This window comes from Terriglobales bacterium (assembly GCA_035651995.1).
Classification (GTDB): domain Bacteria; phylum Acidobacteriota; class Terriglobia; order Terriglobales; family Acidobacteriaceae; genus DASRER01.
Genome location: DASRER010000002.1, coordinates 239,945 through 263,156 on the forward strand (window position 1 = coordinate 239,945; position 23,212 = coordinate 263,156).

The 23,212-nt window shown below is 65.4% G+C and carries 23 protein-coding genes; 16 read left to right on the top strand and 7 right to left on the bottom strand.

Features of this window, described 5'->3' with window-relative positions; genetic code table 11:
• The first annotated feature begins 108 nt into the window (after positions 1-108).
• Positions 109-1,212 (top strand): bifunctional DNA-binding transcriptional regulator/O6-methylguanine-DNA methyltransferase Ada, encoded by a 1,104-nt coding sequence (gene ada / locus VFA60_01205; GenBank protein ID HZQ90391.1) that lies wholly within the window; start codon positions 109-111, stop codon positions 1,210-1,212.
• Positions 1,213-1,218: 6 nt separating this feature from the next.
• Here the strand turns inward: ada and VFA60_01210 are convergent, their stop codons facing one another.
• Positions 1,219-2,694 (bottom strand): M20/M25/M40 family metallo-hydrolase, encoded by a 1,476-nt coding sequence (locus VFA60_01210; GenBank protein HZQ90392.1) that lies wholly within the window; start codon positions 2,692-2,694, stop codon positions 1,219-1,221.
• 55 nt (positions 2,695-2,749) lie between these two features.
• Here VFA60_01210 and hemE point away from each other — a divergent pair, with 55 nt between their 5' ends.
• From hemE to VFA60_01230, 4 genes are read left to right on the top strand one after another with little or no spacing between them, the layout of a single operon-like run.
• Entirely contained in the window at positions 2,750-3,799 is a 1,050-nt protein-coding gene (gene hemE / locus VFA60_01215; protein ID HZQ90393.1) for a uroporphyrinogen decarboxylase, read from the top strand.
• The gene (hemH, locus tag VFA60_01220; GenBank protein ID HZQ90394.1) at positions 3,799-4,764 is read left to right on the top strand and encodes a ferrochelatase; all 966 of its coding nucleotides are present in this window, start codon (positions 3,799-3,801) and stop codon (positions 4,762-4,764) included. Before hemE ends, hemH begins: the two co-directional genes overlap by 1 nt.
• Positions 4,761-6,209, top strand: a complete 1,449-nt coding sequence (gene hemG / locus VFA60_01225; GenBank protein ID HZQ90395.1) for a protoporphyrinogen oxidase — start codon at positions 4,761-4,763, stop codon at positions 6,207-6,209. The genes hemH and hemG overlap by 4 nt, the downstream gene beginning before the upstream one ends.
• A 27-nt stretch (positions 6,210-6,236) precedes the next feature.
• Complete coding sequence (locus VFA60_01230; GenBank protein ID HZQ90396.1) at positions 6,237-6,980, top strand: hypothetical protein; 744 nt, start codon at positions 6,237-6,239, stop codon at positions 6,978-6,980.
• Positions 6,981-6,984: 4 nt separating this feature from the next.
• Here VFA60_01230 and VFA60_01235 read toward each other — a convergent pair whose 3' ends face one another.
• On the bottom strand, positions 6,985-9,483 hold the full coding sequence (locus tag VFA60_01235) for a M1 family aminopeptidase (GenBank protein ID HZQ90397.1): 2,499 nt from the start codon (positions 9,481-9,483) through the stop codon (positions 6,985-6,987).
• 119 nt (positions 9,484-9,602) lie between these two features.
• Between VFA60_01235 and VFA60_01240 the strand changes: the two genes are divergently transcribed.
• From VFA60_01240 to fabD, 10 genes are all read left to right on the top strand, one after another.
• On the top strand, positions 9,603-11,036 hold the full coding sequence (locus tag VFA60_01240) for a hypothetical protein (GenBank protein HZQ90398.1): 1,434 nt from the start codon (positions 9,603-9,605) through the stop codon (positions 11,034-11,036).
• A 121-nt stretch (positions 11,037-11,157) separates the two neighbouring features.
• The gene (locus tag VFA60_01245; protein ID HZQ90399.1) at positions 11,158-11,934 is read left to right on the top strand and encodes a SpoIIE family protein phosphatase; all 777 of its coding nucleotides are present in this window, start codon (positions 11,158-11,160) and stop codon (positions 11,932-11,934) included.
• A gap of 77 nt (positions 11,935-12,011) precedes the next feature.
• Complete coding sequence (locus VFA60_01250; protein HZQ90400.1) at positions 12,012-13,139, top strand: peptidylprolyl isomerase; 1,128 nt, start codon at positions 12,012-12,014, stop codon at positions 13,137-13,139.
• A gap of 207 nt (positions 13,140-13,346) precedes the next feature.
• Positions 13,347-14,411, top strand: a complete 1,065-nt coding sequence (locus VFA60_01255) for an HD domain-containing protein (GenBank protein ID HZQ90401.1) — start codon at positions 13,347-13,349, stop codon at positions 14,409-14,411.
• 147 nt (positions 14,412-14,558) lie between these two features.
• Positions 14,559-14,780 (top strand): YtxH domain-containing protein, encoded by a 222-nt coding sequence (locus tag VFA60_01260; GenBank protein ID HZQ90402.1) that lies wholly within the window; start codon positions 14,559-14,561, stop codon positions 14,778-14,780.
• A 212-nt stretch (positions 14,781-14,992) separates the two neighbouring features.
• Positions 14,993-15,475, top strand: a complete 483-nt coding sequence (locus VFA60_01265) for a prepilin-type N-terminal cleavage/methylation domain-containing protein (GenBank protein ID HZQ90403.1) — start codon at positions 14,993-14,995, stop codon at positions 15,473-15,475.
• 158 nt (positions 15,476-15,633) lie between these two features.
• Complete coding sequence (locus VFA60_01270; GenBank protein HZQ90404.1) at positions 15,634-16,188, top strand: DUF177 domain-containing protein; 555 nt, start codon at positions 15,634-15,636, stop codon at positions 16,186-16,188.
• Positions 16,189-16,212: 24 nt separating this feature from the next.
• A complete protein-coding gene (rpmF, locus tag VFA60_01275; GenBank protein ID HZQ90405.1) occupies positions 16,213-16,398 on the top strand; it encodes a 50S ribosomal protein L32 in 186 nt (61 codons plus the stop codon).
• 9 nt (positions 16,399-16,407) lie between these two features.
• Positions 16,408-17,463, top strand: a complete 1,056-nt coding sequence (plsX, locus tag VFA60_01280; protein HZQ90406.1) for a phosphate acyltransferase PlsX — start codon at positions 16,408-16,410, stop codon at positions 17,461-17,463.
• A 2-nt stretch (positions 17,464-17,465) separates the two neighbouring features.
• On the top strand, positions 17,466-18,437 hold the full coding sequence (fabD, locus tag VFA60_01285; GenBank protein ID HZQ90407.1) for an ACP S-malonyltransferase: 972 nt from the start codon (positions 17,466-17,468) through the stop codon (positions 18,435-18,437).
• 6 nt (positions 18,438-18,443) lie between these two features.
• Here the strand turns inward: fabD and VFA60_01290 are convergent, their stop codons facing one another.
• The 4 genes from VFA60_01290 to VFA60_01305 form a co-directional block, all read right to left on the bottom strand.
• Positions 18,444-18,707 (bottom strand): hypothetical protein, encoded by a 264-nt coding sequence (locus tag VFA60_01290; protein ID HZQ90408.1) that lies wholly within the window; start codon positions 18,705-18,707, stop codon positions 18,444-18,446.
• Positions 18,708-18,857: 150 nt separating this feature from the next.
• Entirely contained in the window at positions 18,858-19,592 is a 735-nt protein-coding gene (locus VFA60_01295; GenBank protein ID HZQ90409.1) for a DUF433 domain-containing protein, read from the bottom strand.
• A 95-nt stretch (positions 19,593-19,687) separates the two neighbouring features.
• Positions 19,688-20,149 carry a hypothetical protein gene (locus VFA60_01300; GenBank protein HZQ90410.1) on the bottom strand — a complete coding sequence of 154 codons (462 nt, stop codon included), beginning with the start codon at positions 20,147-20,149 and terminating at the stop codon, positions 19,688-19,690.
• Positions 20,150-20,288: 139 nt separating this feature from the next.
• Positions 20,289-21,488 (bottom strand): D-alanine--D-alanine ligase family protein, encoded by a 1,200-nt coding sequence (locus tag VFA60_01305; protein HZQ90411.1) that lies wholly within the window; start codon positions 21,486-21,488, stop codon positions 20,289-20,291.
• A gap of 113 nt (positions 21,489-21,601) precedes the next feature.
• Here VFA60_01305 and VFA60_01310 point away from each other — a divergent pair, with 113 nt between their 5' ends.
• Entirely contained in the window at positions 21,602-22,249 is a 648-nt protein-coding gene (locus VFA60_01310) for an RDD family protein (protein ID HZQ90412.1), read from the top strand.
• Here the strand turns inward: VFA60_01310 and rocF are convergent.
• A complete protein-coding gene (gene rocF / locus VFA60_01315) occupies positions 22,246-23,202 on the bottom strand; it encodes an arginase (GenBank protein HZQ90413.1) in 957 nt (318 codons plus the stop codon). The genes VFA60_01310 and rocF overlap by 4 nt on opposite strands.
• Positions 23,203-23,212: the final 10 nt, after the last annotated feature.

A 23,212-nucleotide genomic window follows, 5' to 3' on the forward strand; every position in this document is an offset into this window, starting at 1 on the left:
ATGGGCTTTGCCGCCACTTTCCATTTCCCCGCTTTGACGCCACAATTCGGATAGCAGGCTTTTTCAGGCGAGGCTAGTGTGATGGCAGCGAAAAGGAGAACCGAGACCATGAGCACAGCCAACACCATCGCCTTCCCCGCCGACAGCCTGTGGCGCGCCGTGATGGAGCGCGACCACAACTTCGACCGCCGCTTCGTGTACGCGGTGCACTCCACCGGAGTGTTCTGCCGGCCGTCGTGCCCCTCGCGGCGTCCGCGTCGCGAGCAGGTCAGCTTCTATAACGACGCGCCCTCGGCCGCCGGCGCCGGGTACCGGCCGTGCCTGCGCTGCCATCCGGCGGCCGCCGAACCTCAGGCTGAGGCGCAGTTGCGCCGCGTCTGCGACTACATTGACGCGCACATTGACTCGCCCTTCCGCCTGGCCGACGCCGCCCGCGCCGCGCGCCTCAGCTCCGCCCAGGCGCAGCGGGCGTTCATGCGGTTGCTTGGAATTACTCCCCGCGCTTTCGCCGACGCGCGCCGCGTGGCGCTGCTCAAGCGCCGGCTGCGCAACGGGAGCGACGTGACCAGCGCCGTCTACGACGCCGGCTACGGCTCCAGCAGCCGCGTCTATGAGCGCGCCAGCAGCCACTTCGGCATGACGCCCGCCACCTATCGCGCCGGCGGACGCGGCGAGCAGATCAGCTTCGCCATCGCCGACTGCGCGCTGGGAAAACTGCTTGTGGCGGCAACGGCGCGCGGCGTCTGCGCGGTCCGCCTCGGCGACTCCGAAGCGGAACTTGCCGGCGGGCTGAAAGAAGAATTTCCCGCCGCCACGCTCGACGCCGGCAATCGCCGGCTGAGAGCCTGGGTACAGCAGGTGCTGGTGACGCTGGATGGTGAAGCCCCCGCCGCCGAGCTGCCGCTTGATCTGCGCGGGACCGCGTTTCAGTGGAAGGTGTGGAACGCGTTGCGGCAGATTCCCGCCGGCGAAACTCGCACCTACGCCGATATCGCCCGCTCGATCGGGAGCCCCGGCGCGGTTCGGGCCGTGGGATCGGCGTGCGGCGCAAATCCTGTCGCCCTGGTCGTGCCCTGCCATCGCGCCGTCCGCAGCGATGGCGGTCTCGGCGGCTACCGCTGGGGACTCGAGCGCAAGCGCAAGCTCCTTGCCGGCGAGCACGCACGCCGCTCGAATCCGCCGGCGGAGAAGGCTCGGCGGGCGGCTCGCTGAGCCCGGTCAGTTCTGCGGAACGATCACCGGCGGCAGATGCGGCAGATCGCGAGGGAAGTTCGCCAGCGCGTATCCCAGGACCGCCATGACGGCGGCGTTTTCCGCCAGCTCGCGCGGCACAACTTTGTCTAACGTGTCGGCGGGCGTGTGGTGGTAGTGGAAATAGGCGCGGCCGTCCTGGATGGGGCTGAAGGTCGGCACGCCGGCGGCCGCGAGGCGTGAAATGTCGGCGCCGGTATCGTCGCTGACGCGCGCAATCGTGGCGCCGATGGGTTCCAGCGCCTTGGCGATCCAGGCCAGGTCCGGCAGGTCTTCGGTACGCACGCGCGCGTTGAACCCCGCCGGATGTCCGGCGCCGCTGTCGCTCTCGATGGCGGCGAAGAGCGAACCCATCTCCGCCAGATACTCCTTGGCGTAGCCACGCCCGCCGGCGCCGCCGTTTTCTTCGTTGATCCAGGCAATTACGCGCAGCGTGCGCTTTGGCCGCAAATGAAGCTGCGTCAGGATGTGCGCCGCTTCCATCGCCACCGCCACGCCGACGCCGTCATCCATTGCGCCGGTGCCCAAATCCCACGAATCCAGGTGGCCGGAGACGATCACCACCTGCTCCGGGTGCTCCGTGCCCTTCAGGTCGGCGATCACGTTGTAGCTGGGCTCATCGGGCAATGTTTGCGGTGTGAGCAGTAGATGCATGCGAACGCGGCCATCGGCTGCGAGCGCAGCGATCATCTCCGCGTCTTCGGCGGTGACCGCTGCGGCGGGAATTTTCGCCACGTCCTTCTGATAGTTGAGCGCGCCGGTGTGCGGCAGGCGGAAGTCGGCGCTGCCCACCGAACGCACCAGCGCCGCCACTGCTCCCAGCTTCGCAGCGGCGCTCGCGCCCTCGCCGCGATATCTCACCGCCTGGCTGTACGCCGGGAACGACAGTCCCTGCTCGGCCATGCGCTTGTCGTACTTCTCATTGAACAGGACGATCTTGCCTGCCACCTGCTGCGCGCCGAGCGCATCCAGTTCGTCGAAGTTGTTGACCACTACGACGTCGGCAGTCAGGCCATCGGCAGGCGTCGAAACGCTCCCGCCCAGCGCGGTGAGCACCACTTTCTGCGACGTCCCCGGAACCTGGCCGGGGTACTCCACCAGCGACGCGCTCTCGGCTCCGCGCACCCAGTGCGGCACCATCACGCGCTGGAGCCGGACATCAAGGCCGAGTTGGCGCAACTCGCCGGCCACGTACTCCACCGCCGCCGCCGCCTGCGGCGATCCGCTCAGCCGCGGGCCAATGCTGTTGGTCAGGTGCGCAAGCTCGCGCCAGGCGTAGTCGCTGGCCAGCGCCGCGTTGCGGATGTCGTTGAGCTCGGCCATGGTGGCCGGCGGAAACGGGTTGGGCGTTTGCGATGCGCGACGCTGCGCGAACGCGAGCGGCGAGGCAAGCAGACCCACGGAGATGAAAGCAGCGCACAACCAAGCATGAATGCGGATCATGAGCAGAGTTCCCGGAACCGATACTAACATCGGCAAAAGTGCTACATTCAACCCAATGTCGGCACCCGAGTCGCGATTTGTCCGCGCCGTGCGCGGCGAGCCGGTAGACGCCACGCCCGTGTGGTTCATGCGGCAGGCGGGGCGCTACATGCCGGAGTATCGCGCCGTGCGCAAGCGCCATTCGCTGCTGGAAATCTGCAAGGACCCGGCGCTGGCGGCGGAAGTGACCATCACCGCCGCGGAAAAACTCGGCGTGGACGCGGCCATCATCTTTGCGGACCTTTTGCTGCCCCTCGAGGTGATGGGCCTGCCGTTTCACTTCGCCGCCGGCGAAGGACCGGTGATCGAGCGTCCCCTGCGCACCGCTGGAGATGTTTCCGCGCTGCGCACCGACCGCGTCGCCGAACTAGGCTATGTGGCCGAGGCTGTAAAGCGCGTGGCAGGGCACTTCGGCCCCAAGCTTCCCGTGATCGGCTTCTGCGGCGCGCCGTTTACACTCGCCAGCTACATGATCGAGGGCGGCGGATCGCGCCACTACGTCGAAACCAAGAAGCTCCTGTACTCCGACCCGCAGGTCTGGGACGAACTCATGAGCAAGCTGGTCGTGGTGCTCAGCGCCTACGCGACAGAGCAGGCGCGCGCCGGCGCCGACGTTCTGCAAGTTTTTGACAGCTGGGTCGGCTGCCTCAGCCCCGACGACTACCGCCGCTACGTGCTGCCGCACACGCGGGCGCTGGTGCGAACGCTGCAAGCCGCCGCGCCGGTGATCTACTTCGGCACCGAGACAACCGCGCTTCTTGCCGACATGCGCCAGAGCGGCGCCGACGTGATCGGCCTCGACTGGCGCGTTCCCCTCGACGAAGGTTGGGCGGCGCTGGGGGACGGCGTGGGCGTGCAGGGCAACCTCGATCCAGTGGCGCTGTTTGCCGATTGGAAAGAGCTGCGGCGCCGCGCCGAAGACGTGCTGCGCCGCGCCGCCGGCCGTCCCGGACACATCTTCAATCTTGGGCACGGAATTCTGCCGGAGACGCCGGAAGAAAACGTGCGCGCGCTGGCCGAATTCGTTCGCGAACACTCCGCGCGCCCGGCCGCGCAGGCCCGCTGATGAAGACCGCCATCCTGTTGCTCGCGCATGGTTCGCCGGACTCGACCGCCGGCATGGCCGGCTTCCTGCGTAACGTCACCGGCGGGCGCCCGGTCAGCGATGAAACCGTGAAGGAGCTGGAGCATCGCTACGACCTGATCGGCCACTCGCCGCTCACCGAGATCACGTATCGCCAGGCGCAGGCGGTGGCGCGCCAGCTCGACCTGGCGGTGTACGTCGGCATGCGCAACTGGCATCCGTACATTCCCGATGTCGTGCGGCAGATGGAAGCCGACGGCGTGGATGCCGCGGCTGCCATCTGCATGGCGCCGCAGAACTCGCGCGCCAGCGTTGGCCTGTACCGGCGCGTGCTCATGGGCGACGACGCCGCCGCTCCTGGGCGCACGCATCCGCCGATCGGCGCGCCGCCGCGCTTTCGCGTGCACACTGTCGAGAGCTGGCACGACCATCCGCTGCTGATTCGCGCCTTCGCGGAAAAACTTTCCGCCGGATGGGAGCGCGCGCGCGCCGAGGCAGGCGCCCAGCTGCCGGTCATCTTCACGGCGCACAGCGTCCCGGAGCGGACCATCAGTGAAGGCGACCCGTACGAGCAACAGGCGCGCGAAACCGCGAAGCTGGTGGCCGGCGAAGCCGGCATCGGCGAGAGCTGGCGCTTCGCCTTTCAGAGCCAGGGCAGGGCCGGAGGACCGTGGCTCGGGCCCACGGTCGAGGAAACAATTCTCGCGCTGAAAAAAGAAGGCTACTCGGGCGTCTTCATCCAGCCCATCGGATTCCTCAGCGACCACATCGAGGTGCTTTACGACGTGGACATCGCCTTCCGCCAACACGCCGAAAAGCAGGGCATGCGTTTGTGGCGCGCCGAATCGCTGAACGGCTCGCGCCTGCTCACCGCCGCGCTGGTGGACCTGGCGCGCAGGGCGCTGACGCACTTCGGCGCGGCGCAGTCGCAGGGCGCGCGCCGATGAAGCGCATCGCCATCGTCGGCGGCGGCATCGCCGGTTTGAGTGCGGCATGGCGCGCCGAGCAATTGAGGCGGCAGCAGCCGGACCAGTTCAGCTACGCCCTGTTCGAACGCGCGAACCGCCTGGGCGGCGTGATTCGGACCGAGCACGTTGACGATTGCGTCGTCGAAGCGGGCCCCGACTCGTTCCTCACCGAAAAGCCCGCCGCCGCTGAGCTCTGCCGCGAACTCGGCATCGCCGGCGAACTCATCGGCTCGAACGACGCCACGCGCAAAACGTTCATCGTGGTCCGCGGCCGGCTGGCGCCGATGCCCGATGGATTGCAATTCATTGCGCCGACGCGCTTGCTGCCCACGGCCATGTCGCCGCTGTTCTCGCCTTCGACCAAGCTGCGCTTTGCGCGCGAATACTTCTCGGGACGGGCGAATTCAGCTTCCGTTGCAGACGAATCCGTCGCCGACCTGGTGCGCCGCCACTTCGGCCAGCAAGTTGTCGACCGGCTCGCCGATCCGCTGCTCGCGGGCATTTATGGCGGCAGGGCCGACCGCCTGAGCGCTCGCGCCGTCCTGCCGCGCATGGTGGAGATGGAGGCCCGCTCGGGCAGCCTGATTCGCGGCATGCTCGCCGCGCGCAACAAGATGCAAACGGCATCCGGCGCTCGGGCACGCCCGCTGTTCACCACGCTGCGCGGCGGCATGCAGCAGATGACGGACGCGATCGCCGCTCGCCTGGATCCGCGCGCGGTCCACGCGGGAACCGAAGTGGCATCGCTCTCGCGCGAGGGCGATGCCTGGCGTCTCGGACCACCGGCACGCGCCGAGCGCTTCGACGGAATTGTTCTTGCCCTGCCGGCCCACGCCGCCGCGGAGCTGTTGCGAGCCGCGCATCCGGAGCTGGCGCGAGAGCTGGCGGCCATCCCCCACACCTCTTCGCTGACGGTGGCGCTGGCGTACGACGCTTCTGCTTTCTCCACGCCGCTCGCCGGGTTCGGGTTCCTCGTGCCGCGGATGGAAAGCCGCGCGCTGCTGGCGTGCACGTATGTGCACAACAAATTTCCTCATCGCGCGCCCGCCGGACGCGTCCTGCTGCGTTGCTTCATCGGCGGCGAGCGCGCCGACGAGATGATGAATTGGGACAGCGAGCGAATTGTCGCCGCCGCGCGCGATGAACTGCGCGGCATTCTCGGCGTTACCGCGCGGCCGCGATCTGCCCGTGTCTTCCGTTGGCCGCGCGCCATGGCCCAATACGAGGTTGGACACCTGGAGCGGGTGGGGCGCATCGGGCGGATGCGACGCGAGCTTCCGGGTCTGGCGCTGGCTGGGAACTACCTGCGCGGCATCGGCGTACCTGATTGCATACAGAGCGGCGCCGCCGCGCTTGCCGAGATTGCACAGGCCGTCAGCGGAACCGCCCAGACAGCGCAACCCCGCCCCGAGGCGCGGGTTTAGTCAGACGGGCCGTTGTCAGGAGCACTTATGAAGATCCGTGTCGCTGCCGTTCTCGCCATTCTCGCGGCGTTCGCCCTCGCTCTCCGCCTCGCCGCCGACAGTCCCAAGCCCGCGCAGGACATGCAGGGCATGGAGCACAGCGCCCTGCAGATGTCCGGACACATGGAGATGAGCGCGCACATGCGTCTCACTTCGTTGCGCGCCAAGCAGCCGGGCGACGACGAGCGCGCCGCACAGGTGGTTGCAGCAGCCCGCCGCGCCAGCGAGCGCTATCGCGACTACAAGACCGCTCTCGCCGACGGCTTCCAGATCTTCCTGCCCAACGTTCCGCAGCCGATGTATCACTTCACCAACTATCGCTACGCCATCGAAGCGGCGTTCGCCTTCAACCCTGAGCATCCCACGTCGCTGCTTTATGAAAAGCAGTCCAACGGCGGCTACAAGCTGATCGGCGTGATGTATACCGCGCGCAAGGCCGCGACCGAAGCCGACCTCGACCAGCGCATCCCGCTCAGCATCGCGCAGTGGCACGCCCACACCAACTACTGCAAGCCGCCCGACAGCGAGCGCGCCGACGTGCTGAAGCCCAATGCGCGCTTCGGCCTGCGCGGAACTATCACCACCAGGGAGGAATGCGAGAAAGCCGGCGGCACCTTCATGCCGCAGGTCTTCGGCTGGATGGTGCACGTCTATCCCGATGAGAAGGACGCCGCCGCCATCTGGTCGGTCGAGCGCCAGATGGAACACGGCGACCACGACCACATGCACTGAGTGCTTACGGGCGGCTGAGGACGGTCTTCTCCGGATCGATCAGCAGCTTACGCGCGCCCGCCGGGGCCGTGAAGCGGAAACTCGTCTCGCCCGCGTCGGCAAAAACGCGGCCCAGATAGGTTGGCTTGCCGCTTCCTGCCGCCGCCGCGTAGATCGGCACGCTGGTGATCAGCCATTCAGGCGCTTCTTTTTGCAGCAGCTTGCCGGTCACCACGGTTGATTCGCCACGCGGTGTGAACTTCACGTCGTCCACTTCGAAGCGCGGGATCGCGGCGCCTTCCACCCACCCCTGGAAAAACCAGTCCAGCGACTTGCGGCCTTCGTACTGCGCCGGCTCGGGCAACACGGCTTCGAGCGCCTTCTGCACATCCTCATTGGAAATCGTCTTGTAGCGAAAGTCGGTGACCAGCGAGCGCATGGCACGGAAAAACGGCTCATCGCCGTCAACGCGCTGCTCCACGCGCGCGCCGCGCGGGCCGCGGCGTGGACGCTCAGCCGCGGTGTCGCGCAGCATCTCGCGCAGCATGTGCAGCAGCCAGGTGCCGCGGCCATAGGTCACGGTCTCGTAGCCATCAGGAAATTTCGATGACGACAGCCGCGCACCCAGCGTGACCGGCCCGGCCTCGCGATTTTCGCGGCCCGTGTCCTTGCGCAGCAGGTTCTGCCGGTAGTGCTCCATGACGTTGCGGAACGCCGCCGGGTTCTGCTGTTCGATCATGAGCAGCGCCGCGTAGTTGGCCAGCGCCTCGGAGAGCCACTGGTCGCGGTACGTGCGCCATCCGATCTGGTCGCCGAACCACTGGTGTCCGATCTCGTGCGCTGGCATGAGCTGCTCGTACATGATTGTGCCGAAGTCGCCCAGCGAGCGGTGCATGCGCTCCTCGCGCGTGAGGAAAACGTAGCTGGAGAGAAACACCAGGCCCGGCCAGCCCTGGCTCACCGCGCCCGGCAGTTGCGTGAGCGACAGGCTGCTGTATGGAAACGGCCCCAGGCGGCGCGACAGCCAATCGACCGTGCGCGCCGCGCTATCGGCCACGTTCTGCGCCTGACGGGAAGGATCGGGCGGCGTTTCCGGCAGGGGCACCGGCTGAGGCAGCCGCGGATTTCGCGGCGGAGGGGGCAGCAGCGGCGCCTGCGGCCCGCTGGCACGCGCCGCCGCCGAGCGCTCCACCGTCTGCGTCACATAAGTGGTCACGCCCACCTCGCCCGCCTTCGCCTGCGCCCGCTCGTACTGCCCGAGATTGAAGCCGGCGACCGGAATCGGATGCTCGGTCGCATACCGCGCCACCTGCTCGCCTTCCACCGTCTCCTGCGACATTCGCTTTCCGGTGGCCACCAGCGTCCAGTTCTGCGGATAGCGGAACTCCAGGTCGTAATCGGCCATCTGGAACCCGCGATTGGGATACCAGATGCCGCGCGCGCCCACGTACAGCAGTCCGCTGCCGGCTTCGCTCATCACCGCTCCGCTGTACCGGAACCTGAGCTGCATCGCGGCGCCTGCGGGCGCTGCCCGCGGCAGGACCACGGCGATCAGGTCATTGCCGCGGCGTTCGAGCTGCGTTCCCTTCAGCGCCTCGTTCTGGATGATCTCGGCGGGCTCCTCCACCGTGCTTCCCGGATAGCGCACGGTCGCGGTCGTGACCTGCAGGAAGCGCGACAGCTCAAAGGCAAACATCCGGCGTCCGCTGCGCGGCGCTTCCACCGTGAGCCGCGCGTCGCCTTCCAGTTCGTGCGGCGGCTGCACCCGCGCACGGATCACGTACTTGCTGACCCGCAACGGCTCTTCCGGGCCGGCTGCCGGGTCAGGCGCCGCTCCCCGCCGGTTCAGCCGCTGGCCGGGACCCGATGCAAACGACGTCCACAGGTCGTAGAAGACACCTGCATCGCTCTGGGCCACCTGGCCGACCCACACGTCCTCCGGCAGGCGCCCGTCGAAGTACAGATCGAAGGTCCCGAACGCGGTTCCGCCCACGCGCACGTGCAGGGTGCGGTCGTCGCTTGCGTCGGCCGAGCGCTCGGCGGTCAAGGTGTCGAGCAGGCGCAGCGCGTCGGCGTCGGCAAGGTTCTGCGCCACCGTGTCCCACTTCTGGATGAACTCCTGCGGGTTCTCGGCCGTGCGCATGTCGGGCAAGAGTTGCTCGAAGGTGTCGTCGTTGAAGCGCAGGTAGGCCGAGGTGAACTTCTGCTCCAGGATGGCGGCGCCGGTGAACAGCGCCAGCGACGCGCGGTCCACGCGCGTCGGCGGCGACACCAGCACTTCGCCTTCGCCGGCGAAGAACGCGCCAGTAACGCGTCCTTCGATGGTCTTGGTGAAGGCGATCATGCCGTCGGCGAAGGTGACGTGCAGGGCGCGGCGGTCGATGGAGACGTCGCGCACACGGTACACCCGCGCCGGATCGAGCCCGACGGCGCGCAACTGCCGGTAGAGGGCCGGAGCGCGCCCTTCCGGAGGCGGCGTCGGCGCCTGCGCAAGCGCCGGCGCGGCCGCGGCCAGCAGCGCCACGCACATCCCCGTACATGGCCGCAGGACTTTGGCAAGCGTTTTTTTCGTACGCGTTTCTTTGGCGCGCGTTTCTTTGGTAACCCCTGGGCCCTGCATGGATGCTGCTAGAATGCGCCCTCGTGCGGCGTTCTGTCATCTTGGCGGTGCTGGTGCTCTGGGCGTGTTCGTCCCCAGCTGAAACCATCCGCCTGAAGAACGGCCGCGTGATCTACGCCGACCGTGTGAGCGAAAAAGACGGCCGCGTCAGCTACGAAGTCGGCGACAACACCTTCACGATTCCCAAAAACCTGGTGGAGCGCATTGACACCGGCGGGCAAGCGCCGGTTCCATCGGCACACCGCGCCGATGACGCTCGCCCCGCCGCCGACGACATTCCCATCGTCAATCTCGACGCCCCCGGTGCGCAGGAGATCAGCGCGCGTGTCATCCAGAACGGCCGGGTGGATGAAGACGCGCTCGCTTCAATCGAAGCGCAGCGTAACGTTCCCGTAAGCGCGCTCGCCTATGACATTGCCGGGCTGCAAGCGCAGACCAGCGGCGATAACGCGCGCGCCGCCGGCTTCTTCCGCCACGGCCTCAGCCTGGCGCCGGAGAACCCTTACCTGCTGGCGCACTACGTGGCGTTGTTGCTCAATACCCAGCGCTACGTTGAGGCGCTTCCGCACGCCGAGCACGCGGCGCGCCTGGCGCCGACATCGGCAGACGTGCTGGCCCTGCTCGGCTTCGCCTACTTCTTCAACGACCGCACCCGCGACGCGGTCACGCCATGGAAGAAGTCGCTCGCGCTGCGGCCCAATGAATCGGTGAAGCAATACCTGGCCAAGGCCGAGCGCGAGCTGGCCGCCGAAGCCAACTTTGGCCAGCAGGCAAGCAGTCACTTCACGCTGCGCTACGAGGGCAGCGAGAGCCCGCCCGCCCTGCGCCGCCAGTTGCTCGCTGCCCTTGAAGCCGACTACGACGACCTGGTGCGCGAACTCGGCGTCGCGCCGCGGGAAAGCATTCCGGTTGTGCTCTACGCCAACCAGGCGTTCGAAGACGTCACCCAGGCGCCTTCCTGGGCCGACGCCGTCAACGACGGCAAGCTGCGCATCCCGCTCGACCACCTGGCAACGGTCACGCCGGAGCTGGCGCGCGTCCTGAAGCACGAGCTGGCGCACACTTTCATCCACCAGCTCTCGCGCGGACGCGCCCCGCAGTGGCTGCATGAGGGCGTGGCGCAAGCGCTCGAGCCTCGTACTCTGGCCATGAACGGGGGCTCGAACGGCCGGTGGATGGCGCGCATCTTCGCCTCCGGCCACCAGGCGCCGTTCAACATGCTCGAGCAGCCGTTCACCAAACTCTCCGGCGAGGCCGCGCTGGTGGCCTACATGGAGAGCCTGGCCGCTGTCGAATACATCCGCAGCACCTATGGCATGGATGACGTATGCCGCGTCCTGCAGCGCATCGGCGAGGGCTCTTCCACCGAGGCCGCGCTGCGCGCCACCATCCACTCCGGTTACGACGGGTTGGAGCAGGACGTGGGCGCGTACCTCAAGCGCACCTACGGCAACTGACCCGACCAGGCGAACCCGCCGGCGCGCCCATGTTTGCGCTTCCTGGCAGACGCAGGTCCACGAACCACGCTGCGGCGCTTGCCTGAGCAGGATATGATGTGAGTTCCCCCACCGAGCCATCATGGCGTTTCTGCGCAACACAGCAGCCGGCCCCGCCCCCGCCACGCCCAAGCCTCCCGTGCGTCCGTCCGTGGAAGGCCACAGCGTTGACGCGTACTACCAGGCCGCGCGCACCGGCGGCGACTTCTTCGAGTTCGCCATAACGCCCTCCGGACGGCTGCTGGTGGTGCTGCTCGACGTGGCCGGCGAGCGCGACGAGGCCTTCGTGGTCGAGTCGGCCGTGCAAGCCCGCATGCGCGACCTCGGCCCGGAGTTGTTCTCCGATCCGGAAGGCAACGACGCCATCTCGCTCTCCAGCCTCACCATGGAATTGAACCGGACGATCATCGAGGCGGCCGGCGGCGTACGCTGCGCTCCCGGCTTCCTGGCCTGCTACGAGCCCAGCCTCGGCGCGCTCTGGTACGTCAATGCCGGACACACGCCCGGCCTGGTGCGCGATCCCGTTCACGTTGCCACGCTCGGCGCCAGCGGCGTGCCCATGGGCCTGTTCTCGCACGCCGTGCACGACGCGCAACTCAGCGTGCTGCAGCCCGCCTCCGCCATGCTGCTTGTTTCGCGGGGCACGGTGGAAGCCGCCGGGCGCCTGGAAGCGGGCCTCGAACGCGCCCGCGAAGTGCTGCAGAGTTCCGCCCTGCACTCCGCGGGCGACCTGTGCAAGGCGGCGCTGGCGGGAACGCTTGGCAAGCCTTCCCGAACGGATTCGGCGATCCACGCCCTCAAGCGCCTCGCCGGGCCGCAGGAAAACGACCGCACGGCCGTGGCGGTCATTCGCCGCTGAACTCGTTTCCCGTTTCCCGTTCCCGAAGCGACGAGAAGCCCAAACGATCCAGGTTGACGTTGTAAAATGATCTGCATATGAAGAGGTTGTTCCTTGTTCCGGGAATGCTGCTGGTAGCCGCCGTGTGCCTCTCGGCCGATACGGTGGTGGAAGAAATTGTCGCGCGCGTGAACAGCGACATCATCACCCGCAGCGAGCTGCAGCGCAGCCGCCAACAGCTGCTCCAGGAACTGCGCCAGGGAGGTCCGCAGGAAGAAGCCAAGCAGCCCGAGCGTGAACGAGACCTGCTGCGCGACCTGATCGACCGCCAGCTGCTTCTGCAGAAGGGCAAGGACCTGGGGATCACCGGCGATACCGAGGTGGTGAAGCGCCTCGACCAGATGCGCAAGCAGATGAACCTCGACTCGATGGAGGACCTGGAAAAGGCCGCACAGCAGCAGGGCGTCTCTTTCGAGGACTACAAGCAGAATTTGCGCGACAGCATCATCACCCAGGCGGTCATCAGCCGCGAAGTCGGCTCGCATATCCAGATGACTGCCGAGGAAACCAAGGCCTTTTACGACCAGCACCAGAAAGAGCTCGAGCGCCCGGAAGAAGTCCGCCTCAGCGAAATCCTGGTCTCCACCGCGCCCAAGCCGCCGGCGAATGCCTCCGGAGATGCCAACGCTCAGCAACCCGCGCCGGCCGGCGACGATCCGCAAGCCATCGCCACCGCCGAAACCAAGGCCAGGGCGCTGCTCGACAGCATTCGTAAAGGCGCGGCTTTTGACGATGTCGCCAGGAAGAATTCCGACGGACCGACGGCCGCGCAGGGTGGCGACATCGGCTACTTCAAGCGCGGCACACTCGCCAAGTCGCTGGAAGACGTCACCTTCGGCCTGAAGGCGGGCGAGGTCTCAGACGTGATCCGCACCAAGCAGGGCTTTGTCGTGCTGAAGGTGACCGAGCACATCATGCCCGGCGTTCCGCCCATGAAGGATGTGGAGCAGAACATTCAGGAAGCCATCTACTACCAGAAGCTGCAACCGGCCCTGCGCTCCTATCTCACCAAGCTGCGCGAAGAGGCCTACATCGACATCAAGCCGGGTTTCGTCGATTCCGGCGCCAGCCCCAACCAGACCAAGCCGGTCATGACCGCAGCCTCCGCAGAGCAGGACAAGGACAAGGGCAAGCTGAAGAAGAAAAAGCATTTTATTTTCTTCTAGCGCTCCGCGGCGGCGCTGCCAACGAGTCCTAAGTCCCCATTCCAGAGTTCCTCTCTTGCGATCCGCCAAAGGCATTCGCCCGCTCCGCCGCCGCTTCCGAGTGATGTACGATTGACAAGCCGGCGAGGCCGGCTCGCGCGCTGCTGCGCTGGCTGACCTGGGGCGCCTTAGTCTTTGGTGGAGCGACGCCGATCGGCGGTAAAAAAAATGAAAGACTTCTATATTTGCGACGCGGCCCGGCACGAGAACAAGACCATCACTTCCACCTTCGTCGTCGCGTCCAAGCAGGTCCGCCCGCGCAAGAGCGGCGAGCTGTTTCTCCAGCTCACGCTCGCCGACCGCACCGGCCACCTCGACGCCAAAATGTGGGACAACGTGGCCGACGCGCTCGGCGCCTTCGAGCAGGACGATTTCATCAAGGCCAAGGGCCTCATCAACCGCTTCAACAACAAGTTCCAGTTCACTATCCACAAGCTGCGCCGGCTGGAAGAAGCGGAAGTTGACTACACCGACTACCTGCCAAAGACGACCAAAGACGTTGACCAGCTCTGGCAGAAGGTGGGCGAATTCGTGGCTTCATTCCAGAACCGCCATCTGAAGGCGCTGGTCGAGTCCTTCATGGCCGATCCGGAAATCGCTTCGCGCTACAAGCAGGCGCCGGCGGCCAAGACGCTGCATCACGCCTTCATCGGCGGACTGCTCGACCATGTGGTTTCCCTGTCCCAGCTCTGCGACCTGGCTTGCCGCAACTATCCGCAGATTGATCGCGACCTGCTGCTGACCGGCGCGTTCCTGCACGACATCGGCAAGATCTACGAGCTCAGCTACAGCCGGTCGTTCACTTACACCACGCGCGGCCAGCTCCTCGGCCACATGATCATCGAGCTGGAAATGCTGCAGGCCAAGCTCGCTGCCCTGCCGGACTTCCCGGCCGAGCTGAAAACGCTGATCGAGCACCTCATCATCAGCCATCACGGGCAGTACGAGTTCGGCTCGCCCAAGCTGCCCATGTTCCCCGAGGCGCTGATGCTGCACTACCTCGACGACCTGGATTCGAAGATGGAGAGCATGCGCGCGCACCTGGAGCGCGACAGTGGCATCGAGGGCGAATGGGCGGGATACAACCCGTCCCTGGGGCGCCCACTGCTGAATCCCAGGAAGCTGCTGGAGCGCGCCAGGCCGGCGCAACAGCCCGAGCCTGCTTCTGCTCAGGAAAACGCCTCCGCGGTTGCCGCCGGCAGCAGCAACGGCCCTGATCCGAAGCAGACCTAGCTTCCCTGCGCGAAAAACCCTGGATTTGCGCCCATTCCGCTGCAGCCGGCGGTTGCGGCAACCCTCGCACCGCGGCTGGACTCTAGTGTTGATTGACGCCCTGGATCCTTTTCAGGGCCTGCGTTTCGCCATTCTGAGGGAGGACCTATGAAAAGCTTTCTGGTGGGTTTGGGTGTGGGCATCGGCCTGGGGGTGCTGTTTGCGCCGATGAGCGGCGAAGAGACGCGCCGCAATCTGAGCGAGAGAGCGTCTGATCTGGCCGATTCGGCGCGCGAGACCACCGGCGAAATCGCCGACCGCGTGCGCTCCGGGATGAGCGCCATCCGCGGCGGCGCCGAGCGCGCCAGCGAGCGTGTGGGTGGTCTCTAAGCGGCGATCCTCCCCACCCCACCCAGCCGGTCCGCCCGGGCCGGCTGGTCCCGGCGGGGGCAGGCCGCCCTGCGATGGCCTTTGGTAACGCCCGCCCCCAATCAATTCCCATTGTCAGGCAATTTCAGAATTGCTATTCTTGGGCTCTCCCCGTACTCTTCTCCCCGGGAATAAGCCACAAAAGGCACAATTCTGCTTGCATGGTGGGAGATATGCGTAAACAAGCTGGCTTCTCACTGATTGAGCTGCTGATCGTCGTAGCCATCATTCTGATCCTCGCGGCCATTGCCATCCCCAGCTTGCTGCGTTCGCGTATTTCTGCGAACGAGTCGTCCGCCGTGGCCTCCATTCGCAGCATCAACACCGCCCAGGTCACGTACAACGTCACCTATCCGGACCAGGGGTTCTCCGACAACCTGGCCAAACTGGGCAGTCCCTCGGGCGGAACGCCAGTCAGCAGCGCGGCCGCCGGCCTTCTCGACTGGGTCCTCGGCTGCGCCACGCAGCCTTGCCCCAAAAGCGGATACCAGTTCGCCATCACCGGTGTCTCTGGCACTCCGGTCAACACATATAGCGTGCAGGCCGTCCCTCTGATCCCGGGCCAGACTGGCTACCGCGGGTTCTGCTCCGACCAATTGAGCCACATGACCTACGATCCCGCAGGGGGAAACAACTGTACGGCCGCCCTGCAGTAGGCATCGGTTTGGGCCAAAACCGCTGATTTCCTTGACGCTTAGGCGGCTTCGCCGTTATTCTTGAGCCTTGCCCCAATGCTCCGGGTCGCCGTCGTGCGGCCGTGCTTTTCCCGCCTACAGTTGCTGGACAAGGCTGCGAGTCCGAAGGGGAAAGTGCGATGTTTATCAGCGTTAAGGAACTCAGGGTCGAGCAACGGGAGTTTGACGAGCACTTTCGCCCCGGCGCCATCGACCTGGGACCCGACATCCGGCAAACCGCCACGCTCGACGCTTCTGGCCGGGCCGAACTGGTTGAGGAGCACCGCGGAGGGCGCCAGGGCACTATCGCCGATGTCCGGCTGGTGGGCCAACTGGCGACCCGGATCGAACTGACCTGCGCCCGCTGTCTGGAGCCGGTGGCTCGCAGCCTGGAGCGCAGCTTCGATCTGCTTTACCGCCCCACTGGCGTTGACCGGCGCGGCGACGAAGTTGCGATTCACGAAGCCGACACCGAGATCGGATACTACTCCGGTGACGGCATTCAGGTGGAAGACGCCCTGCGCGAACAGGTGCTGCTCGCCGTTCCCGTGAAGGCCGTCTGCCGCGAAGATTGCAAGGGCCTGTGCCCGCATTGCGGGCGCAACCTGAACCAGGAAACCTGCGACTGCGCCGCGCCCGTCCTTGACGAGCGCTGGTCGGCGCTGAAAGACCTGAAAGACAAGCTGCAGAGCTGAGATTTTGAAATTGAGGTCGAAATCATGCCTAATCCAAAACGGCGGCATTCCAAGTCGCGCACCGGGAAGCGCCGCTCGCACGACTTCTTGAGGACCGCTTCCCTCTCCGAGTGCCCGAACTGCCACGAGCGCAAGCTGCCGCACCGCGCTTGTCCCAAGTGCGGCTACTATAAGAACCGCGAAGTCATGGACGTGGAAGAAGCCAGCTGAACTCCGCCGATGCCGACGGTCATCGCGCTCGATGCCATGGGATCGGACCGGGCCCCCCGGCCCGAGGTCGAAGGCGCCATCCTCGCCGCTCGACACCATGACGTCTCTGTCCTGCTGGTCGGACCCGAAGCGCAGCTTCGCTCCGAACTTCACGCGCATCCGTCCGCCGCGGGACTGCCCATCAGCATCGTGAACGCCACCGAAGTCATCGGCATGCACGAGAAGGCCGCGCAGGCCGTCCGCTCCAAGCGCGACTCCAGCATGCGCGTGGGCGTGCGCCTGGTGCGCGAGCATCGCGCCGCCGGCTTCGTCACTGCCGGAAACACGGGCGCAGCGATGGCCACCGCCAAGCTGGTGCTCGGCGCCCTTCCCGGCGTGGACCGCCCGGCGCTGGCCGCCGTCTTTCCCACCGCCGCCGGCACTGCCGCCATCCTGGTGGACGTGGGCGCCAACGTCGACACCAAGCCGCACAACCTGGAGCAGTTCGCCGTCATGGGTGAGATCTACTCGCGCAGCATCTTCGGCATCGCGCGTCCACGCGTTGGCCTGCTCTCCAACGGCGAAGAAGAATCCAAGGGCAACGAACTCACGCGCGAGGCCTACAAGCTGCTCAAGCACCACAGCCTGAATTTTCTCGGCAACGTGGAAGGCCGCGACCTGTACAACGGCAAGCTCGACGTGATCGTGTGCGATGGCTTTGTCGGCAACGTAGCCCTGAAGATCAGCGAAGGCATGGTCGAAGCCGTCCGCCACCTGCTGAAGGAGTCGCTGAATTCCACGATCACCAGCCAGGTGGGCGCGCTGCTCTCGCGCCGCGCGTTTGCCGATTTCAAGAAGCGCCTTGACTACTCCGAATACGGCGGCGCGCCGCTGCTGGGCATCAAGGGCGTGTGCATCGTGTGCCACGGCTCGTCGAACGCCAACGCCATCAAGAACGCGCTGCGCGTGGCCGCCGAGTTCGCCAACCGCGGGATCAACAGTAAAATCGAGCAGGAACTGGCCACCAACCACCGCCGCGAAGCGGCCGCGCCTGGCGCCGCCGGCGCCGGCGCAAGCACTCAGTAAACATGTCGCACTCGCGCACACATCCGCCGCTCGCCTTTTTGTTTCCGGGACAGGGCTCGCAGTACGTGGGCATGGGCAAGGAACTTGCCATCATGTACCCGGCGGCCCAGCAGGTGTTCGACGAAGCCGATGCTGCCCTGGGCACTCCGCTCAGCGGCGTCATCTTCAACGGTCCCGAGGATGCGCTCAAGCTCACCGAAAAAACGCAGCCTGCCATCCTCGCCGTCTCCATCGCGATCTTTCGCGTGCTGCGCGAAAAAGGATTCAGTCCCAGCTACGTCGCCGGACACAGCCTGGGCGAATACTCTGCCCACGTCGCCGCGGGCACCATGGACTTCGCCGACGCCGTGCGCACCGTGCGCCAGCGCGGGCGCTACATGCAGGACGCGGTGCCGGTCGGCGTGGGCGCGATGGCCGCCGTCGTCGGCCTGCCGCTCGACAAGCTGCGCGAGGTGTGCAAGCAGGCGGCACAAGGCGAAGTCGTTTCGCCGGCCAACATCAACTCGCCCGACCAGATCGTGATCTCCGGCAACACCGGCGCAGTAACACGCGCGGCTGAACTCGCCAAAGAGGCGGGCGCCAAGCGCGCCATCATGCTGCCGGTGTCCGCCCCGTTCCACTGCCCGCTCATGGCGCCGGCGCAAAAGCGCCTCGCCGCCGACCTGCAGCACGTCCGTTTCCGCGAACCGGAGATTCCCGTCATCAGCAACATCGACGCCGAACCCACCAGCACCGCTTCCTACTCGCGCGATGCGCTTGTCCGCCAGGTCACCGGCGCCGTTCGCTGGGAGCAGTCCATGCGCAAGCTGATGGCCTTGGGAGTTGAAAATTTCGTGGAAGTCGGCCCGGGACGCGTGCTCACCGGCCTGATGCGGCAGATTGACAAAGAGAAAACCTGCCTCAATATCGAAGACGAAGCATCACTGCAGAAATTCCTGAACCACTTTGAACCCGCCCGCGCCGAAGCGGAGTAGCCGCTGCTAGCGAATCAGGTACTTTGAGAGCCGCGTAGAGGTCAGCAACATGGTGACGACACCGGCGCGGCTCACCTTGGCAATGAATGGACCGCTATTGCCAATCGAAAAGCGAATGATCCTGTCAGCTGCTCGGACGAACACATCGGCCATTTCAACGCCCGACAGATTACCGGAAGAGAGGTTGAAAACCTTGACCCCCGAGTTTGCAACGGCAGTTGTTCGACGGTTCGATTCTGAATATGTCGGTCCTTGGTAAGGACCAACCAATTGCGTTTCCCCACTTCGGCCAGCCAGAACGCGTCAGGACAGTCGGCAGGAAAAACGTCGTCGTGCACTTGAACAGCATGCCCGGCCTTCCGCAGCGCAGACGCGACAGTTTGCCTGCCCAGACAACGGTCTACGAAGAACGTTGTCGGGCTATGCGGCTTCAAGCTGCAACTCGCAGCGGATTGCCTCTTCTATCTCCAGACGCTGACGTCCGTAGTCTGCTGCGAGCTCTTCGACGGAGTCGCCACCCTTGTAGCGCTCAGCAACGAGAGCTGTGGGGATCCCCGTGCCCGCCAGGACAGGCCGCCCGAACGAGAGGCTGGGATCTATCACCACAGCTTTTGGTTCTTCGGCGGCGCGTTTTCTGGTGAATGGATAAAGGCGAACGGCCCTGCCGGACGCATCCCACTCAACACGTCGCAGGTGGGAGACGATGAGTTCTCGCATCGCGATCTGTCCAGCCCGACTGATATTGATGAGCTGCCCGTACTTTGTAACGAACAAGTCTAGGCCATCGGTCTCGAGGCGGTAGTCCGCCAATGGATGTTCGGAACCAAACTGCTTGCGGAGATAGTCGAGTGCAATGCGGATTCTGTCCAACGCAATGTGGTGCTCCCGACGAATCGCATCTAAGACGTGAGTCTCTACTAAATTCGTGAAGGAGAGCGACAAACTTGATGCGTTCGGTAACCGAACCACCGGTTTAAAAAAACGTGTTCCGTCCAGAGCTGGGTAGTGCCGGCCTGCCACCCAAGACCTTACTGTGGCCCGCGGCACCAGAAGATAGTGCGACGCCTCCGAGATACTGTAGCTCGGAAGATCTCTTACATCGGTGAATTTGCGCCTCGGATTGAAGTCTGGTAACCGGTTTTCAGCTCTGTGCACGCAGCGGAGTATAGCACTGCCATCGGGAAAACCGGGTTAGCGGACCTGAGGCGTAGACCGTTAGCTGCCGGCGACGATCAAATCTCCAGCGGGTCTTAGTGCGTCACCGGATACGGTGAAAACGTGAGCGTGTTGTTGGCTTTTTCCACCCAGAGCGCGGCCGGCTCGGCGCGATTGTTGACCGTCACCACGACCACAACGCCGCTGCCGCCGCCCCTCGGAACTTCGGACCCGTCCACGTGGTAGCTGTTGATGAGGCCCCACTCTCCGCCCGGGCCCCAATCCTGGTAGAACTCGTTGTAGGAGTACTTCGGATACCGCTCGGGATGCTGCTTCCATTCCGGATCGGCCATCCAGATTCCGTACGCGCGCTCCCAGTCATGCTGCTGCAGCGCGTGGAAGAAATTCCCCACGATGCGCTCCTGCTGCCAGTGCCGGTAGCGCCATGCCAGCGCCCCCAGGATGGCGACTGCCAGCGCGATCGTGATCAGCAGTCGCTGCCGCCGGCGCGCGCGGGCTGGATCGTACTGCGGCGCTTCGAAGAGCGTGGTGGACATTTTGCTTACATCATACCGAAGCCAACTGCTCAGCGTTCAGCGGCAACAAAGCTCACCGCGGATTTGCAGCTGAAAACGGATTCCTGTTCTCGTTGATCCGTGCCGTCCGTGTTCATCCGCGGTAACCGTGGTTTTGCAGTTACCGTGCGTACCGGTTCTTCTTTTTTTCGGCGTGCCGCTCCAGGCCAAGCTGAATCAGCCGGTCAATCAGCTTCGGATACGCCAGGCCTGACGCCTCCCACAGCTTGGGATACATGCTGATCGCCGTAAAACCCGGCATGGTGTTGATCTCGTTCACGTAGATCTTCCCCGACCTCGGCTCCATCAGAAAATCCACGCGTCCCAGTCCCGAGCCATCCACCGCCTGGAAGGCGCGCACCGCCATTTCGCGCACCTGCTTGCCCTGCGCCCGCGAGAGCCTGGCCGGAATCACCAGCCTCGATCCCTCGTCAATGTACTTGGCGTCGTAACTGTAGAAGTCGGCCGCGGGCACGATCTCGCCGGGCACCGAGGCCTCGGGCGCATCATTGCCCAGCACCGAGCACTCGATTTCGCGGGCCTTGCCTTTCGTGCCTCCAACACCCTCTTCGATGATCAGCTTACGATCGAACTTCGCGGCTTCGTCCATCGCGGCAGCCAGCTGTTTGCGCTCGCTGACCTTGGAAATTCCCACCGACGATCCCAAATTGGCCGGCTTCACGAAAACGGGATAGCGCAGCGCTTTTTCGATCTTCTTGCGGACGACATTCGGTTCCCGCTCCCACTCGCTGCGCAGGATGGTGAGGTGCTTCACGATCGGCAGCCCCGCCTCGCGGAAGAGGCGCTTCATCACGTCCTTGTCCATGCCGGCCGCCGAACCCAGCACGCCCGCGCCGACGTAGGCAATGTCGGCCAGCTCGAGCAGACCCTGGATCGTGCCGTCTTCACCGAAGGTGCCGTGCAGCACGGGGAACACCACGTCCACGTCAATGGCCCGGTCTTCGGCCCGGCGCCGCGGTGTCTCGAATGCCTCCAGCGCCTGCCCGCCATCGCCCACCGGCACCGGCGGGACCACCACCGCATCGCCGCGCGCCAGCACCGCCGCGCCGGCGGTCGCCTCCGGATCGCCTGCGCGCAGCGCGCGCGGCTCAACGGGCGGCTTGCCGTCGAGCAGGCGCTCGGCGTTGGCCGCCGTCAGCCACTTGCCTTCTTTGGTGATACCGATGGGAACAACGTCGTACTTCGACTTGTCGATTGCCTTCAGAATGGACGCGGCCGAGAGCAGCGACACCTCATGCTCCCCACTGCGCCCCCCGAACAGGACACCAACCCGGAGTTTCTTCACGAAAGCCAGTTTCAAGTTTCCAGTTTCAAGTTTCAAGTAGCCGGGCGGACACGCCCTTCCGGCCCGCCAAATACAAGGTGTTTCGTCAATTGACACCGAAGCTGGCCTCGAAGTATCAATTTCAAACAATGTCAACTCCCACTCCTGCCGTCGTGGCGCCCGAGCTTTCGCTGGGCGGCTATCTCTCTCAACCGGGCGACCTCGAAGGCGTAGGGTTCTGGCCGCGCGTCGGGGCACGTCTGATCGATACCTTCGTGCTCGCCTGTGTCAGCTCTATGACCGCATTCGTGTTCACGGTTGTCGCGGTGGCCGCCGCCGCTGCCAATCACCAATCCGCCACGGCTGTCGGGCAGAAGCTGGGCACGGTCTCATTTACGGGGCTCGGGTTTGGGCTACTTGGTGATATTGCCTACCACACTATTTGCGAAGGCCTGCACGGCAGCACGGTTGGCAAGCGCCTGCTGGGAATGGTTGTCGTGCAGGAAGACGCTTCGCCCTGCCGCGTGTGGCCGGCGGCTCTCCGATCGCTTGCCTACTACATCGACTCACTCTTTTTCGGTGTAGTCGGCTACTTCGCGATGCAAAAGACGCTCAAGCAACAACGCCATGGCGACGCGTGGGCCCATACCGTCGTATGCAAGCGGACCGCCTTGCCGGCGGAGACGTTGAGGAGTGGCGGCAGGTTTTTTGGCGCGATCCTGCTGGCTTTCGCGGCTGAGGCGCTGGTAATTCTTGCGTCGCTGCTGATCAAGCTCGCCAGCCAGCCGCGCCCTTAGAGGATCTTCTTGCCGAACGCGCTCAGCGTCAGCTCCACTGCCAGGCTGGCGGTGCGGTTGTGTTCGTCGATCACCGGGTTGACCTCGACCACCTCGAAGCTGGTCATGCGGCCGTGGTCGGCGATGATCTCCATCGCCAGGTGCGCCTCGCGGTAGGTGACGCCGCCGCGCACCGGCGTGCCCACACCCGGCGCGTCCTCGGGGTCGACCCAGTCCATGTCGAGCGAGATGTGGTAGCCCGCGGTCTCGCGCCCGGCGATGCGCAGCGCCTCTTCGATCACCGTGCGCATGCCGCGCTCGTCGATGTCGCGCATGGTGAAGTACTCCACTCCGGCGCGGCGGATGTTTTCGCGCTCGGTCTGGTCAATATCGCGGATGCCGACGAGCACGCAATTCTCCGGCGCGATCTTGGGCGAGAAATTGAAGATGTTGGCCAGCTCCGGCGGGCCCAGCCCCATGATGGCCGCCAGCGGCATGCCGTGCACGTTGCCGCTGGGCGACGTCTCCGGCGTGTTGATGTCGCCGTGCGCGTCAATCCAGATGAGCCCGATCTTTTCGTTCTTTCGCCGGTGGAACTCGGCCACGCCCGCCACCGTTCCGGCCGCAACCGAGTGGTCGCCGCCGAGCACGATCGGCGTCTTGCCTGCCTCGAGCGTCTTCAGCACCAGTTCGGCGTGCTTGGTGCACGTGGCGGTGATTTCCTTCAGGTACTTCGCGTTGGGCGCGCCCTCTTTCTTCTGCTCGGCGATGGCGACGTTCACGTTGCCCGCGTCTTCCACGATGTGACCGAGCGACTCCAGCCGCGCCTCCAGCCCCGCCACCCGCACCGCCGACGGCCCCATGTCCACGCCACGCCGTGACGCGCCCAGATCCAGGGGCACGCCGATCACGCGGATCTTCTTGTGATGCGTCGGCGGAAGGGCGATGCTCGCGGACTGCTGAATAGCTGACATCTCTGTGTTC